Source organism: Vibrio ouci (assembly GCF_004551525.1).
Classification (GTDB): Bacteria; Pseudomonadota; Gammaproteobacteria; order Enterobacterales; family Vibrionaceae; genus Vibrio; species Vibrio ouci.
Genome location: NZ_SATR01000003.1, coordinates 168,233 through 182,881, shown reverse-complemented (window position 1 = coordinate 182,881; position 14,649 = coordinate 168,233). Strand labels below are relative to the sequence as shown.

Annotated in this window: 11 protein-coding genes; all 11 read right to left on the bottom strand. The window is 43.6% G+C overall.

Features of this window, described 5'->3' with window-relative positions; genetic code table 11:
• Nucleotides 1–4: 4 nt before the first annotated feature.
• The 11 genes from astA to ELS82_RS03615 all read right to left on the bottom strand — a co-directional run bounded on the left by astA (nucleotide 5) and on the right by ELS82_RS03615 (nucleotide 14,620).
• Nucleotides 5–1,024 (bottom strand): arginine N-succinyltransferase, encoded by a 1,020-nt coding sequence (gene astA, locus ELS82_RS03665; RefSeq protein ID WP_134834313.1) that lies wholly within the window; start codon nucleotides 1,022–1,024, stop codon nucleotides 5–7.
• Between the two features lie 227 nt (nucleotides 1,025–1,251).
• Nucleotides 1,252–2,466 (bottom strand): aspartate aminotransferase family protein, encoded by a 1,215-nt coding sequence (locus ELS82_RS03660; RefSeq protein ID WP_134834277.1) that lies wholly within the window; start codon nucleotides 2,464–2,466, stop codon nucleotides 1,252–1,254.
• Between the two features lie 401 nt (nucleotides 2,467–2,867).
• Nucleotides 2,868–3,455: an aminodeoxychorismate/anthranilate synthase component II gene (locus tag ELS82_RS03655; RefSeq protein WP_134834276.1), complete on the bottom strand. Its 588-nt coding sequence runs from the start codon at nucleotides 3,453–3,455 to the stop codon at nucleotides 2,868–2,870.
• A gap of 150 nt (nucleotides 3,456–3,605) precedes the next feature.
• Nucleotides 3,606–3,929, bottom strand: coding sequence for a hypothetical protein (locus ELS82_RS03650; RefSeq protein WP_134834275.1), 324 nt, complete (start codon nucleotides 3,927–3,929; stop codon nucleotides 3,606–3,608).
• Nucleotides 3,930–4,355: 426 nt separating this feature from the next.
• Complete coding sequence (locus ELS82_RS03645; protein WP_134834274.1) at nucleotides 4,356–4,703, bottom strand: hypothetical protein; 348 nt, start codon at nucleotides 4,701–4,703, stop codon at nucleotides 4,356–4,358.
• Between the two features lies 1 nt (nucleotide 4,704).
• On the bottom strand, nucleotides 4,705–5,019 hold the full coding sequence (locus tag ELS82_RS03640) for a hypothetical protein (RefSeq protein ID WP_134834273.1): 315 nt from the start codon (nucleotides 5,017–5,019) through the stop codon (nucleotides 4,705–4,707).
• 1 nt (nucleotide 5,020) lies between these two features.
• Nucleotides 5,021–5,344, bottom strand: a complete 324-nt coding sequence (locus ELS82_RS03635; protein WP_134834272.1) for a hypothetical protein — start codon at nucleotides 5,342–5,344, stop codon at nucleotides 5,021–5,023.
• Nucleotides 5,345–5,707 (bottom strand): hypothetical protein, encoded by a 363-nt coding sequence (locus ELS82_RS03630; protein WP_134834271.1) that lies wholly within the window; start codon nucleotides 5,705–5,707, stop codon nucleotides 5,345–5,347.
• Nucleotides 5,700–6,038 carry a hypothetical protein gene (locus ELS82_RS03625; RefSeq protein WP_134834270.1) on the bottom strand — a complete coding sequence of 113 codons (339 nt, stop codon included), beginning with the start codon at nucleotides 6,036–6,038 and terminating at the stop codon, nucleotides 5,700–5,702. Before ELS82_RS03625 ends, ELS82_RS03630 begins: the two co-directional genes overlap by 8 nt.
• A gap of 240 nt (nucleotides 6,039–6,278) precedes the next feature.
• Nucleotides 6,279–6,611 (bottom strand): hypothetical protein, encoded by a 333-nt coding sequence (locus ELS82_RS03620; protein WP_134834269.1) that lies wholly within the window; start codon nucleotides 6,609–6,611, stop codon nucleotides 6,279–6,281.
• 722 nt (nucleotides 6,612–7,333) lie between these two features.
• On the bottom strand, nucleotides 7,334–14,620 hold the full coding sequence (locus ELS82_RS03615; protein WP_244230748.1) for an RHS repeat-associated core domain-containing protein: 7,287 nt from the start codon (nucleotides 14,618–14,620) through the stop codon (nucleotides 7,334–7,336).
• Between the last annotated feature and the right edge of the window lie 29 nt (nucleotides 14,621–14,649).

Genomic DNA, 14,649 nt, shown 5'->3' with positions numbered 1-14,649 from the left:
AGCGTTACTGAGCTAGCATGCGAACATAGTCGCCTTCGTTGACTTTCAATGCTTGCGCGACTTCTGGTGAAAGAATCACTGATTCTGACTCATGGTCATGGGCCGCTTTGGCTGCTGTTGCACGGAAATCTTCGAACGAAGTGTTAGACATTAGGTAATCTTGCGAGCTGGTATGCTCTGCGATCGTCACTTTGGCACGGATAGAGTGACGCACTGATTCAATATTTCGCACATCACACTCGACCGTTGGGCCGCCATCAAAGATGTCGACGTAGTTGCGGCAAGTGAAGCCTTCTTTTTCAAGTAGACGTAGCGCTGGCTTGGTGTTGTCATGTACCTGACCAATCACTGCTTGCGCTTCTTTGCTCAGTAAGTTGATGTAGATTGGCAGTTTTGGCATCAGATCAGCGATGAAGCCTTTCTTACCGATACCGGTTAGGTAATCAGCCATGGTGAAATCAATCGAGAAGAAGTGCTCTTGCAGCCATTGCCAGAATGGTGAGTTACCTTCTTCATCTGAGACACCACGCATCTCAGCAAACACGGTTTTAGAGAAGCGGTGCGGATGCTCTGCCATCATTAGAAAACGACATTTCGACATTAGGCGGCCATTTAAGCCACCGCGAAATGTTGGTCTCAGGAATAGAGTACAAATCTCACTACAGCCTGTGTAGTTGTTGCCAAACGTCAGTAGCTTAACGACGTTATTCACACCCAGTTTCGGCGATGAATGCACCACGGTACTGATGTGATATGAGTAGAAAGGTACATCCCAACCAATGGATGCTTCGATACCTGTACAACCAGCGACTTCACCGGTTTCGCTATCAAAGCCAACCATCAGATAGCCTTCATCACCAGGTTCTGTAACCTCTGGTTTTGTGAAGCTATATTCTGAATGAGTAATACGGTTAGTTAACAGTTCTTCGTTAACCGGTAGAGATGTAAATCCATGACCCGACTCAACCGCACATGTGTGCAGCGCGTCGTAGTCCGACATTGCGATAGGGCGAACAACCAGCATCGATACTCCCTCCTGATGCGGGATACCAATGCTATCGGTCATCTATTCGTTTTTGCTGGTTAAAATCGCTGATAACTGCGTTGTGGCTTTTGAAGTTAGGCCCGCTAGCTCGCTACAAGCCACGCCTTGTTCTAAGCGATTTTTCCTGCGCAACTACCTGAACACATGACCGATAGCACTGGTATTGGGAGAGCTATGGAAAACAGCTCCCCCGGTTTGTTTAATTATTATTTAACTAGCGTTGCTAGAGCTTTATCTAGGCGCGCTAATCCTTCTTCAATTTCTTCTTTAGTGATGACCAGTGATGGAGTGAAACGCACTACGTTTGCTCCTGCCACTAGCACCATTAGGCCTTCTTTTCCTGCTGCAACCAATACGTCGCGAGCACGGCCTTGCCAATCTTCATTCAGTGCAGCGCCAAGCAATAAGCCCTTACCACGCACTTCTTCGAACATGTTGTACTTATCATTAAGTTTAGCTAAGCCCTCACGGAACAGCGCTTCACGCTCTGCAACACCGGCTAGTGTTTCTGGTGCGCTAACAACATCAACCACAGCTTCTGCAACTGCACATGCCAGTGGGTTACCGCCGTAAGTTGAGCCATGTGTACCGACTTTCAGGTGCTTAGAAAGCTTAGTTGTCGTAAGCATTGCGCCGATAGGGAAACCACCACCAAGTGATTTCGCAGTACTTAGGATGTCTGGCGTTACACCCAGACCTTGGTATGCGTAGAAATTACCAGTACGACCGTTACCAGTTTGTACTTCATCAAAAATCAGTAGTGCATTGTGCTTGTCACACAGTTCACGCACTGTCTGTACGAATTCATCAGTTGGAGAGATGATGCCGCCTTCACCTTGAAGTGGCTCCATCATGATGGCACAAGTGCGATCTGAGATATGAGCTTTTAGCGCTTCGACATCATTGTATGGTAGGTGAGTAACATCACCCGGCTTAGGACCAAAGCCGTCTGAGTAAGCCGCTTGACCACCAACAGTAACGGTAAAGAAAGTACGACCGTGGAAGCCTTGTTTAAATGCGATGATTTCTGATTTCTCTGGGCCAAACTCATCAGCTGCGTAACGACGAGCTAACTTAAGTGCCGCTTCGTTCGCTTCTGCGCCAGAGTTAGCAAAGAACACTTTCTCAGCGAAACATACATCAGTAAGCTTTTTCGCTAAGCGTAGTGCTGGTTCGTTAGTCATTACGTTACTTAGGTGCCAAATCTTCTGACCTTGCTCAGTTAACGCGTTCACCATTGCAGGGTGACAATGACCTAGGCAGCTCACGGCAATACCACCAGCAAAGTCGATATATTCAGTCCCCTGTTGGTCCCAAACTCGAGCGCCTTCGCCTTTTACTGGAATCATTTCCATTGGGTTGTAACAAGGTACCATTACCTCATCAAACAAACCGCGTTCTACTTTATTTTCTACAGTCATTGCACATTCCCTCTTAATACCGCATGCATAGCGAATATGGTGTCCTTACTTCGATTCAATGAAATAAGATATTGTTTTGCTTTTAAGCAACTACGGCATTGTATTTACATTTAATTAACCATTTCAATAGTGGTTTATTCTTTTTAATCGCCACTAAGAAGTCTGATACTCATAATCCTTGAGTATTTATGCATTACCCTTTCACATTTATGAAGCAATATATTCTTATATTAAAGATAAGCTATGGTTAATCTTAGTCGCGATAAGGGCTGAGAAGTAGGCGTGACAAACTCTACGCATACTTTTTCACAAAGTATCCGCTGCAAGGTTTATGAAGAAAATGTTAAGAAAAGTGATCTAAGTCAGGCTTTAACCGAATAGCAGCCACTGGAATTGGTGTTTTAAAGCGGCGCTCGGGCAATAAAGTTGGCAAGGATCTGATGGCCTTGCTCCGTTTTAATCGACTCAGGGTGGAACTGAACCGCATCAATTGGCAAGGTTTTGTGTTGATAACCCATGATTTCATCCATGCTGCCATCTACCAGTTGGGTCCAAGCTGTCAGCTCAAAACAATCCGGTAGCGTGCCGTTTTTCACTACTAGGGAGTGATAACGTGTCACGGTCAAAGGGTTATTCAATCCTGCGAAAACACTGCGATCATTGTGAGCAATTGGCGACGTTTTACCATGCATCACCTCTCTCGCTCGCACTACTTCACCACCGAATACTTGGGCAATCGCCTGATGGCCTAAACAGACACCAAGGATGGGTAGCTTTCCAGCAAGGTGCTCAATCGCTGCAAGCGAAATACCCGCTTCATTGGGTGTACACGGCCCCGGAGAAATGACCAAATGGGTAGGATTTAGCGCTTCAATCTGCTCTAAGCTAATTTCGTCATTACGCACTACTTTCACCTCAGCACCTAACTCACAAAAGTACTGGTACAGGTTATAAGTAAAAGAGTCGTAGTTATCGATGATTAACAGCATTACTCGGAGACTAGCGTTGATAAATTTCTTGGTTAGGGGCGGTATTGTGCAGTACCGGAAAAGAAAGGCAATACCTAGGAGAAAGATAATTTCAACTCTTGCTGTCAACAATCAAACACTTTTTGATAAAACAAAGTGCATAAAGGCGGCTTACTCAGGGTTCATTTGAATAACATAATCAAACTGAAAATGAGCCTTGTCCGCACAAGTACCACGTGCTTTGATAGCCTTACCCGTAGATTGTGATGCGAGAATCAAACTTAATATCGCATCAGCTGCTGCGGCTTCATTCTTACGAATAAAAATATATGGAGCCTCTTTGCAACTTGGAGCTCCCCAACCACTTGCTACCTTAAAGTAGTAAGTTCCATTACTTGTTATGTGAATGCGCTCAACGAGCTTAGGTTCAGTCCACTCGACTGCGTGAACTAAAGGGCTGAATATAACGATAACCAAATAAATAAACTTTTTCATAACTAGACCTGCTTCAGAGACGCCCTTAAGGGTCATTAGCTAAGTAAACGGCTTTGGTTACCGTAAACCCTTGTGATAAACCACAGCCATCTTCATTTTCAGTCACTATATCCACGCGATGCTGCGCCGCCTTTGCTGTGAGGAGGACAGATAACGCCTCTGAGCGCTGATCTGGGGTCCACCCAGTAAATGAACTCCAATATGAGCCGGAGCTATTACTATAATGGTTTAGGTACACGACCCTAGATAGCCCAACACCTTTCTCTATTACTACTCTTCCAACATATAAATGAGTGCAATCCTGCAATGACGCATTAACCGAACCAGAAAGTACTAAAAGACAAAATATAGTTAGTTTGTACATTAATCCACCTCCAAGGTGACTCTTTATATTTAACCAGCACATCCTCTTTAAAGGCTTCATCATCAATCCCTGTAATCAATAGCATAAAGCTTGCACCAGTGGTTGCCACTACCTTTCCACTTTTCACTTTGCGCAGGTAAGCCATGAATAATAAGAGGCGTTTTTGCTTGATACGCCGCAATAATCATACTTAGATTTGCGTTAAAACCCGGGTCACCTTTATTTATCCAATAACCAAAACACTCTTTAGAAGGGTTAGCAAGGCGAAACACCACATCTCCAGAGCCATACTCATTGTAAGAAATCACTCTATTTATGTATGTTTTACCTGAAGCAATGGAGTCAGCCGAAAAAGCTTGTATTGGCGCTAAAAGTAACAAAGCGCATATCATTAACCGTTTAAAATTCATACTAGTTCCTCAAGATGTGTAAATAACTTGCCTTACACTCAGTATCTGACTCATCAAAATAGAGGTTAATTCGATTTTGAGAACTTAATGCCGCCAACAGAGTTGCATAAACGGCCTTATTATTTTCTTCACTCTTTGACCACTTAATCCATCTCCCTGCAGGACAACGAGATGTACTCTTATCAATTTGAAAAGCAATGCTTCCCGGAAGGTAGGTCGGCTCTAAAACAGTAACTTTGGCCGTTACAAGCTCTAAGGCATAACTATTGAAAGAAGCACTAACCAATACAAGCAGTGAAATAATGGTTTTCTTCATTTTAGTTAAGCCTAATTGTATTAACGTCCTCACCATCACCCCAGCGCGAACACGTGTTCATACCTGTCACAGCAACCTGGCGACCTGAATCATGGGCACTCAATAACATTGAGTATTGCAACATACCAGACGTAGAGTTTTCATCTTTTATCATCCAATAACTCCTGGTGGCACACGCTGGTTTGCCAGTCGCTTTCACCCCCTCAATACCAAAGTACACCAAGCCGTCACTTGCTCGAACGATAAGCCAGTCGACCGTGCCAGTTTGTTGACCCGCTAGAGAAGAAAAAGAGAACAAAGACAACAGTAGTATTAGCAACTTCATTTATTCAAACCTTATCGCATCAATTTGGCACAATTTATTTTTCGACCCTTTCCAAATTCGATCGTTATAAACTTGAAACCTGACCGTTTGTTTAGTGGTATAAGCCGTTAGTAGAAACGAAACCAGTGTCTGATAACCCGGAGCACTGGGTGTCAACCACACACCATTTGGGCATTCCGTCAAACCTGTTTTAAACCATACAGCAACGTCCGCACCTTCGAAGCGATCTTGAGCTCCGTAGTCATCGTAGGCATATATTGAGTCAATTATGCCAAGCGAAGTATTCTTAACAGCAGCTGAAGATGTCATAGGCGCGGATAGCAATAGCATTAAAATAGCCATTTTTTTAACTGTGCTAGTCATTAACAATACCTACATAAACAGGGCCTGGAGTACTACCATAAGTAGGTAAGTTTTGGCAGGTATATTGGCTACCAGAATAAAAAGTTGCGATTCTCTTTCCAGTCGATTGCGCAGTAAGTAATACGCTCACCATACTTTTGCAAGATTCTGGACTCACACCTTTCCAGTGATCTTTTATATTACACATCACGGTGAACTCATTTCGGTAACTGGTTTGGACATTCACACTGCCGTTAGCATATTGAAGAACTTTTGTTACCGTTCCTACACATCCAATATTCGCGAGAGCGCTAGGACTCACTAATAACAAAACCAGTAGTAGTTTTTTCATTTTTATTTCCTAGTTATTAATTAACACTTACTCAACTTCTGCTTGAGCTACATAATCAACTTTAAAATCCCCTTTGTCATAGCACTCTCCCCTAGCTTTTAGTTGTCTACCAGTGACCTGATAAGCTAAAACAAGGCAAGTATTGCATCAACCATTTGTGGCTCTGTCCACTCTACCGCATGAGTAAAAAAGGAGAACACAAAAGCAAACCAGAGACTATATAAAGATATAGAACAGATATTATCGAACCAAACCAATTGAATGCGCCTTACAGTGTTGTCCTATTTTCAAATCATGAGTGTAAGCCGCAAAATAAACCTTTGAGTTTGCATGGAACGCGGATAATAGTAACGAAGAAAAACCACTATTCGTTCTATTATCTTCTGGGCTTATATAGAAACCATCCTCACAACCTTGAACGGGATTTGAAACCTTCACTACTAACATGTTCTCAGCTTGTCCAGTATCTCTGCCATATGTATAAACAGCATGGACAAATGTTTCTACTGTTGTATCACCTGCATTTAGATTTAATGATACAAACATGAGTAGAGTTAAAAACTTAAATTTCATTATGCTTCACCCACCTTCACATCCCTCAATCACTATTTTGACGGTATCTTGAGTTGCTTTTGCTGAGAGCAATGCAGACTTAAAGATATTTGCTGAGTTGCCTAACCCAGCCCACCCATTACTATTAGGGCACTGTTCAGAATTTTTTGCGTTAGGAAAACCGTCTGTAAGTGTTATTGCTATGGCTCCATTTGGGTTTACAAAAACACTTTTTATTTTTCCTGCATCAACTGAGTACCCTGCGATACTTGGCGAGGAAAAGACTAGAATACCTAAAATTTTTTTTCATTTTTTCGCCGTTATCTATGTTAATTTGAATGCTAAAACTAACGATGTAACCTAGTGCGCTTCAGTAAAAACTGTTAACTAGAACTTACACAACAATTAATTAATAGAAAAATCAACAATCTCAATCACAGGCCGCCTAATCATTTCTTTAATTTATTATACCGACGAATGTCAACATACATATCCTTAAAAAAAACAACACATATTAAAGAAATGAAAATTGCTAAAAAAGCGTTCAACCTCAACTCATTCCATGCCTGATAAAAATCATAAACATTATATTTGAAATATAAAAACACTGAGTACAGAATAGCGACAGCAGAAAGAACCAATAACGTAAATATCGTTAAGATCATTAATCTAAAAACTCCCATTAGGATAAGCTTTATGAGCAATTCCTTATTTTTCCCGCTATTCATATTTAATTTACTCTACTATTGATTGGATATAATACTACCTCCAACATCTCCGACTACATTTGATACAGCTTCAATAGATGTTGGGTTACCATGCCCAGAAATCTGATTAACTAGGTTGGCGTCATCAATGTTTTTCATAATTTCTCGGTTTCTATAGTTGCTATAATAAGATCCAAATCGACCAGCACCTAAACCAAAACTTGAACCCAAAGCTCCCGAAAGCCCACTTTTTACACCAGCACCTAAAACATCTCTATCTCCACCATCAGCTGTATTTCTTAAGTGAGCAGCCCCAGAGCCTATTGCAAAGCTACCTGCCCAATTAGTTGCAATCATCGTAGTAGCACGGTATCCCACCGTTTTTGCCCCTAATAAACCACCTAAAGCGCCAGACATAGTGGATATGCCTACTTGTTTCCACGAGAAAGTATCGCTTTGATACTGATTATATACTTCAATCCCCCCGCCGATTACTCCACCTATAATAGGAAGCCACACAGCTGACGTCTGGAAACTATGTCCTGGAGCATCTGTCATTTGATCCCAGCGCTCCCAAGTTTTTCTGCTTATACTCACTGCAGGATCGTCTAGTGCTTCCCCAATAGCTCTGCGTTGTTTCATCCCACACTGACCTCGGCGACATTGTGCCTGAGCTGTCAATGCACCCATTTTCTTTTGATCAGCTACTGTATTACCGGCACCACCGAATATTCCTCCTATAGCTCTGCCGATATAATCAACCGTAAAGCCAATCCCTTCCCCTTCTAGGTTATTCTGTGGTTGTTTATTATCACTGCCTCCATTACGACTGGACCCCTTGTTGCTACTACCACGGAAAAAGTCTCTAACCGCTCGTGCTCCACGACTTATTGCACGACCAACACTTCTTGCTGCACTCTTCACACTGTCCCATAGATATCCCGTAGGATCGGTATACTTCAGCGGATTATTCATCACATATGCATAACGGTTAAAGCTGTTAGTAACGTATGGGGCTTGAACAAACGGATCCGGACTAATAAATCGACCTAGTTCCTGATCGTAGACACGACCATTCATATGCACTAAGCCAACTTCAACAATCTCCTCGTGACCTGTGTAACCACGGTTGGTTATCGCTTGTTGCACAACATCAAGCGGGCCCTCTTCACGCCAAGCCACTTTACGCTGTTTACCCCAAGTGTCGTAACTGCGGCGCTCTACCACTACGCCGTAGCCATCAGTGATCATATCGACTGAATTGAGCGCGTCGTAGTGAAGGTAACGGGTTTGCTTGTCCTTAAGCTTATTCTCTCCATCATCGGTATGTGTATTGAGAGCGATCAACTTACCATCAGCGTAAATAAAGTGCTTATGCTGCACGACGCCAGTATTGGTATCGGTGACACGTTCATAGCTTTTACCGAAGTAGAAGGTTTCGATACCATCGCTATTTTTCTTCAGGTATCGACTGTGGTTAGCATCATAGAAGAACTCAACTGTTTTACCATTGCGAGTGATCTTGTTTGGTTTATTAAACTCCGTCCACTCTAATTCACGTTCGTTGTGCTGACTGCCATTCGCCCAAGCGCGCAGCATATTACCATTGGCATCATACTGATAATTTAAGCCGTTAGCTTTAGTCACCGCATGCGGGCCAGCTTGCTGATTGCTGTAAACGTAATCCCCAATGCCTGTCTTAAACATTAGGTTGCCAAGCTTGTCGTATCGATAAACAAACGGACCAGCCAAATCTGGGTTGTTTTCTCCGTGCTGGGTCTTGCTCGCTAATGAAATACCGTTACTGATCACGCGATCAATACCGTCATATTCCCATCTATCGGTGATGCCAAGCTGCTCATCATAGCGATAGGTCACATTGTTGTGGTTATCGTAACGGTATTGGATAAAGCGAATATTACGCCCATTGGTTGTGCTACCCGAAATACGCGGGTCAAACAGTACATTGGCCTTGTGAGTAGTGATGTAGTTTGGTCTGCCAGTGTTAGCATCATGGTTATAGGTATTAACTAAACCATTACCTAAAGTCTCCGACAAGGTATGGTCATAGGCATCGGTCTCTCGACGTTGCCAGTAGTAAACATATGCCGGATTATCGAGTGAGTCTTCTAGCTGTGACTGCGTCAGGATCAGGTTGAGGTGGTCAGCCTGACTCGACTGCTGAGTGTTAGCACAGTTAGTACGCTGATTCGCTTGTAGCTGCTCCCCTCCTAACTGGTTAGCGTACTCACAGTACAAACCACTGAGTTCAGCAACTTTCTCCGATAGGTTAATAAGTTGGTTAGCCAAATCGGTGTAGAACTTGTAACGCGTGCTCGCTATGGTGGCAGCTTGCGACAAGTCATCAGCGGCAAATAGTAGCTCGGTTGTGGTTGTACTATCGGCTTGAGCAATATAGATGTCATTATTACTCATTAGATCTTTCTGACCGTTACTGTCGTAATCTGTCAGAATGAAGTCGTGAGATGGCGTCAGTGCTCGCGATGCAAATTCAGCAGCCGACACTGGGTGAACAGTCGCATTGTAGTTTCGAACACCAGCGCTAGAGCGATTAGCTAAAGAGGTAGATAAACGATAGATCGCCCCTTCTAACGTAATATCAAGCGGGATGGTTACATCATCATGCAGTAGCACCCATGTGGCTGGGCGCAAGTAACACTCTCCTTGAGCATTACACCATTGCTTATAGCGATAGCCATCACCCAATAATGCCTGTGAAGAGCTGTCTAGGTTATGCACGTTAACGGTTTTGCTATTGTACTCAGCCGCCTTACTGGTAAAGAAGCTCTCTTGAGTAGAGTAACGCTCTGCCTTGCTTAGGTATTCCGCTGCCTGAGCAACCGCTTGATCAAGCAGTTGTTTGATATCTTCACGGAAACTCGCACTGGTAAAGGCTTTATCCGCGTAGCTTTTCGGGCTACGTACTGCAGAGACATAACCGTACGGGTTATAAACGTACTCTACTGCCAGTCTATTATCGCTATTTGTGCTATTTAGTAACTTAGCGGCTCCGGCTAGAGTCGTATCTACTCCGTTCGGGCGAACCTCTCGGGCAACGCGCTCGTACTTATCGTAGAAATAGTAAGTACTGAATTTCTCGCTATTGACTTTAACCGCCACTTCTTCGGTTAAGCCTGCATCGTTGTAATAATAGTCTGTCTCGCTACCGTTTCCTGCAAAGCCAGATAGAGTCCCTAATGCTCCACGTTCATCGTAGCGCCAAGTAGAAACTTTACCACCCTCAACTTGCTTCGTTTTACGGCCTAATCGGTCATATTCAATGGTGGTGACGGTGCCCTTCGCGTCACGCTTATAGGTCAACTCACCTGCTGCATTGTAGGTGTATGACCACTTGCCCATATCTGGATCGTCTAGGTAACTGCGGTGGCCTAAGTTGTCGTAACGGATCTCAGTCGTGTTACCCGCAGAGTCCGTACTCGCTTTGAGCTTACCATCTGGGTAGTACTGATAAGTTTGGTACGCATCATGGGGTTCATCTTTACGTAAGATGTGGCCCATGACATTAGTCACTGTGCTGTGCTCAAAGCCACGCGCATCTTTAACACTGGTTTTATAACCATCATAGGTCGTCACAAAACTAGCTATTCCGCCGTCATTGGCTGGCTCTTGCTTTTTGATCTCGCGGTTTAACGCATCATAAACAAAGGTAACCACAGGTGCAGCAGCTTTAGTGCCAATAAACTGCGGTCGAGTTACACTAAGTTTACGACCATTGCGATCCCAGCGAGTATCGACCACCACTAACTGGCCACTAAAGCCAGTATGCAGTTTACGAACTTCTCGACCTGCGTAGTCAAAGTGTGTCGTAACTTGACCACCAGAAGCTGGCTTGGTGGTAACACAACTTACCGTCTGACTCGTACTGTACGAACCACATTGTGCGCCAAGTTTATATTGGGTGAGGTTGGTATTGCCCGTCCCTGGTAAGGTTTCACTGGTTACGCGGCCAAAGGCATCATAAGCAAAGCTACTTGTTCGGCCTTTCAGTGCACTGACTGATTTGGTCAGCAAGCCTTGCGCATTAAACTCTATCGAAGATCGATGACCCAATGCATTGGCTGACGAAGTAACGTATAAACCTTGGCTATCATAAAGAGTAGTTGAGGTACGCGCAGCGAGATCAGTCCCTTCTACGCTTTGTGACACCACATTGCCCCATTGGTCATAGCTATAACGGTTAGTTACACTCTTGCCACCCGATGCAATATCGCTAGTTGACTCGTAATCTGAGCTATTCACAGTGCTAGAAGTTAAGTAGCCCTGACTGTCATAGCTATAGGTATTGCTTATAGTGCGTTCTAGATTAGTCGTATTGTCCGTCAATGTTGACGCTGAAGTCGCAACCGCACCAATCTTCCAGAAGTTATCGCCTGTTTCTGTTACTAACTCGGTACGCGTTGTTTTTGAGGTGGTGAACTCCATTTTGCCATCACCATCAAAATCACCAATCGCATAGCTACCACAAGAGCGCGGGCTAGCAGCCTTGAATTCTGCTGCGGAAGAGTTGATCAACTTGCCACTATAAGCCGTTAAACCATCCAAATCGGTACTAGTGCCTGTGACTTGGTACTTAAAGTAAGAGTCATAACGCTTAAGTATTAGTGGGATATCAACATCACTGTGGATAAGCACCACATGGTCATTGGCTTTAAAGTACACTTCGCCGTTTGCTGCGCAATAACGACTAAGCCCCGCCTTAAAAGAGCTTAGTAGAGTCGCTAAATTGTCAATATTGCTAACCGCGGAAATGTCGTAGATATGGTGGTTGTTATTCAATCCTGTTGAAAGGTATTCAAACTTACTGGTGCTAGTAAACCGACCAGCCCCTTCAATATCACTTGAGACAACAGAGGTTTCATCAAGCAAATTACCAAAACGATCCATAACACGCGTAATGGTTTCTTTTCTTTCAACGACGTCATTGCCTAAACCAAACTTACTCTTGGTGACCTTCTCTGCATACACTTGGTAGTATTTAGCGTTGTAACCTTGGCGACTATGCTCTTTATATTGGTAGTTGATCTCAGAGACTTTTTTACCATTTTTAGAAACTATTACAGCCAGTGGCTTACCGGTTATCGCTAGCTTGTCTTGTTCAAATATGGTTTTGGTTTTGGTCACGACGTCAGCTGTTTCAGTTTCTGTGATCGTTTTAAAACCTAAGAAACCTCCACCTTTAAGGTGCGTTTTAGCCCCTTCATATTTATAGCTATAATTGGTAGAGCTGTAGCCTTTTGGTGCTTTGGTGACGTTCGCCACTAGGTAGCGCCTTGGTGTGACAACTTTAAATGGGAATGAGGTGGAGCCTTGACCTAATTTTGCATGTGGTACTGGTGTGATCAATCCAGGGCTTGAGACAGATTGAGAATAAATCGCCGAGCTCGCGGCTGCGTGATAAGTCACTTTGTAATCAATACCAACCTCAGAGAAAGTAGTGATTTTATCCTGTGCAGCGGGACTGGAGTACTTGAGCTGTGCTTTAACGTTATCTCCATCCGCTCGAGTAATAACATCTACCCAACCGTCACCATTGACATCTTGAGTCGAGTAGATCTTTTCACCAGCATTTAGAAATGCACTAGTAAAGAACTGATTATTTTTATTGTTTTCATAGAAGTAACGACCATAACCCAACTCTGGGTAGCCATCGTTGTTTAGATCGGCAAAGTAGATACTGTCTTCATGCGAAATACTATGGCCGTTAATTGGGGACGGTGCGTTAAAAGATTTACCGTTAAATAAGTGAACATAGAGATTACCGGTCGCAGTAGCTGAACCCATTACAGCATCGAGATAACCGTCATTGTTGATATCAGTAAATGACTTTAAAACTCGACCACCCGCAGAAGGGAGAGTCTGCCAACCCGCGCCAGTGATTCGATAACGGTAGCTACCGTTAGGGATATCAAACTTATGCAAGTCATCAATACCATCTCCGTTAATATCTATGGTTGAATAACCCTTTTGATAAGTTTCAACGCCGTCACCATTGAAGTCACCATAATTGACGCCATTGGAACCGTATTTACAGCTATCACCAGAACATTCACTAAGAGTAAACTGACAATAGCTACCAAATTGCCCATTCCCTTGGTTATAGGAGCTTGCTGCATTGACGTCACATTGATTAAGCTTGATCGAAGGAGAGTTTACACTACCGATTAAACTAAAAGATTTAACGTTTGGACTCACTCGCTCGTTGAGATCTCTAACTGACATCGTACCGTTAGAGTTTTTACTAAGCTCACCATAAGACTTAGCAAAGCCAGATCCATTGACATTAATGAACCGTGGACTAGTCAATCCTGTATTCATTGAGTTTGGTAAGCGCACCACCTTGCGCCCAGTCCAAGTAAAGCCAATATCCGAAGAACATTGGCCATCAGCACAATAATTAATCTTATTCAGTTGGCTTCGAGATGTCGCATCAGACAACTGGTAACTTAGGCCATATGTGCCAATTTTATTCCCAGTACTATCGTAGGTAACGATCTGCTTTAAGCGCTCTGTCCTGTTAAGCAGTTTACCACCAAGGTATTGTGAAGTGCTGTCTGGGCGATTCTCATAAACTAAGTTAACTTTACCGCCTATATAGTTAACCTGCGAAAGCCTGTGCTTACCTGAACTATTGCCTTCGCTATATACGAAGTTGACGTGGTTAGCTTTGCTAGCGTCAGTGATTTTATTTAACGCCCATTTATATACATTGGCTTGTGCTGGCAGCTCTACTCGAGAGTCTCCTGTCACACCATATTCATATACAGAGCCATCTTTGTACCAAACCTTAAAACTAGCAGGGCCATTCCCCGCGCGACCAAACGAAACAATTTTGGCGTAGCCGTTGTTTTCAACGCGATATTCGGTGAGGTTTTCTCCATCGCGTCCTGAAATTGCGACCAGCCTTTGACCGTCCAGACAGTAGCGGTCATTAGCATCAAAATTAACGCCGCCCCAACGATCATCTTTTTCCAGGTTTTTTCCACAGCGTGAAATCGATGATAGTCCACCTAAACTCCAACCCATTCCTAGCATGCCGTTAGGCGAATCACTGCGATACTCAAGACTTAGCGAAGGCTGATGGCCTGCACGACCTTGCGCGACCGAGATAGGTAAGGAATAGCTCGCTTGACCACCAGATACGGAGAAATCGCCTGACAACTGAATACTTTTTTCAGCCTCAGCGGTTAACGATAATGCTGGCTGAGAGAATAATGCCAAGAATAGCGAGGCAGAAAAGACTGCAAAAGAGTTTGTGAAACGGGTTGATTTCATATTAGCCATTGCTGTTTTAATTTTTAATTTGGAATATC

Excerpts from the sequence above, each read along its gene's own strand:
- ELS82_RS03635 (WP_134834272.1), bottom strand. The coding sequence starts at position 5,344 with ATGAAGTTGCTAATACTACTGTTGTCTTTGTTCTCTTTTTCTTCTCTA.
- ELS82_RS03630 (WP_134834271.1), bottom strand. The coding sequence starts at position 5,707 with ATGACTAGCACAGTTAAAAAAATGGCTATTTTAATGCTATTGCTATCC.
- ELS82_RS03620 (WP_134834269.1), bottom strand. The coding sequence starts at position 6,611 with ATGAAATTTAAGTTTTTAACTCTACTCATGTTTGTATCATTAAATCTA.
- ELS82_RS03640 (WP_134834273.1), bottom strand. The coding sequence starts at position 5,019 with ATGAAGAAAACCATTATTTCACTGCTTGTATTGGTTAGTGCTTCTTTC.
- ELS82_RS03650 (WP_134834275.1), bottom strand. The coding sequence starts at position 3,929 with ATGAAAAAGTTTATTTATTTGGTTATCGTTATATTCAGCCCTTTAGTT.
- ELS82_RS03615 (WP_244230748.1), bottom strand. The coding sequence starts at position 14,620 with ATGGCTAATATGAAATCAACCCGTTTCACAAACTCTTTTGCAGTCTTT.
- ELS82_RS03625 (WP_134834270.1), bottom strand. The coding sequence starts at position 6,038 with ATGAAAAAACTACTACTGGTTTTGTTATTAGTGAGTCCTAGCGCTCTC.
- ELS82_RS03645 (WP_134834274.1), bottom strand. The coding sequence starts at position 4,703 with ATGAATTTTAAACGGTTAATGATATGCGCTTTGTTACTTTTAGCGCCA.
- ELS82_RS03655 (WP_134834276.1), bottom strand. The coding sequence starts at position 3,455 with ATGCTGTTAATCATCGATAACTACGACTCTTTTACTTATAACCTGTAC.
- astA (WP_134834313.1), bottom strand. The coding sequence starts at position 1,024 with ATGCTGGTTGTTCGCCCTATCGCAATGTCGGACTACGACGCGCTGCAC.
- ELS82_RS03660 (WP_134834277.1), bottom strand. The coding sequence starts at position 2,466 with ATGACTGTAGAAAATAAAGTAGAACGCGGTTTGTTTGATGAGGTAATG.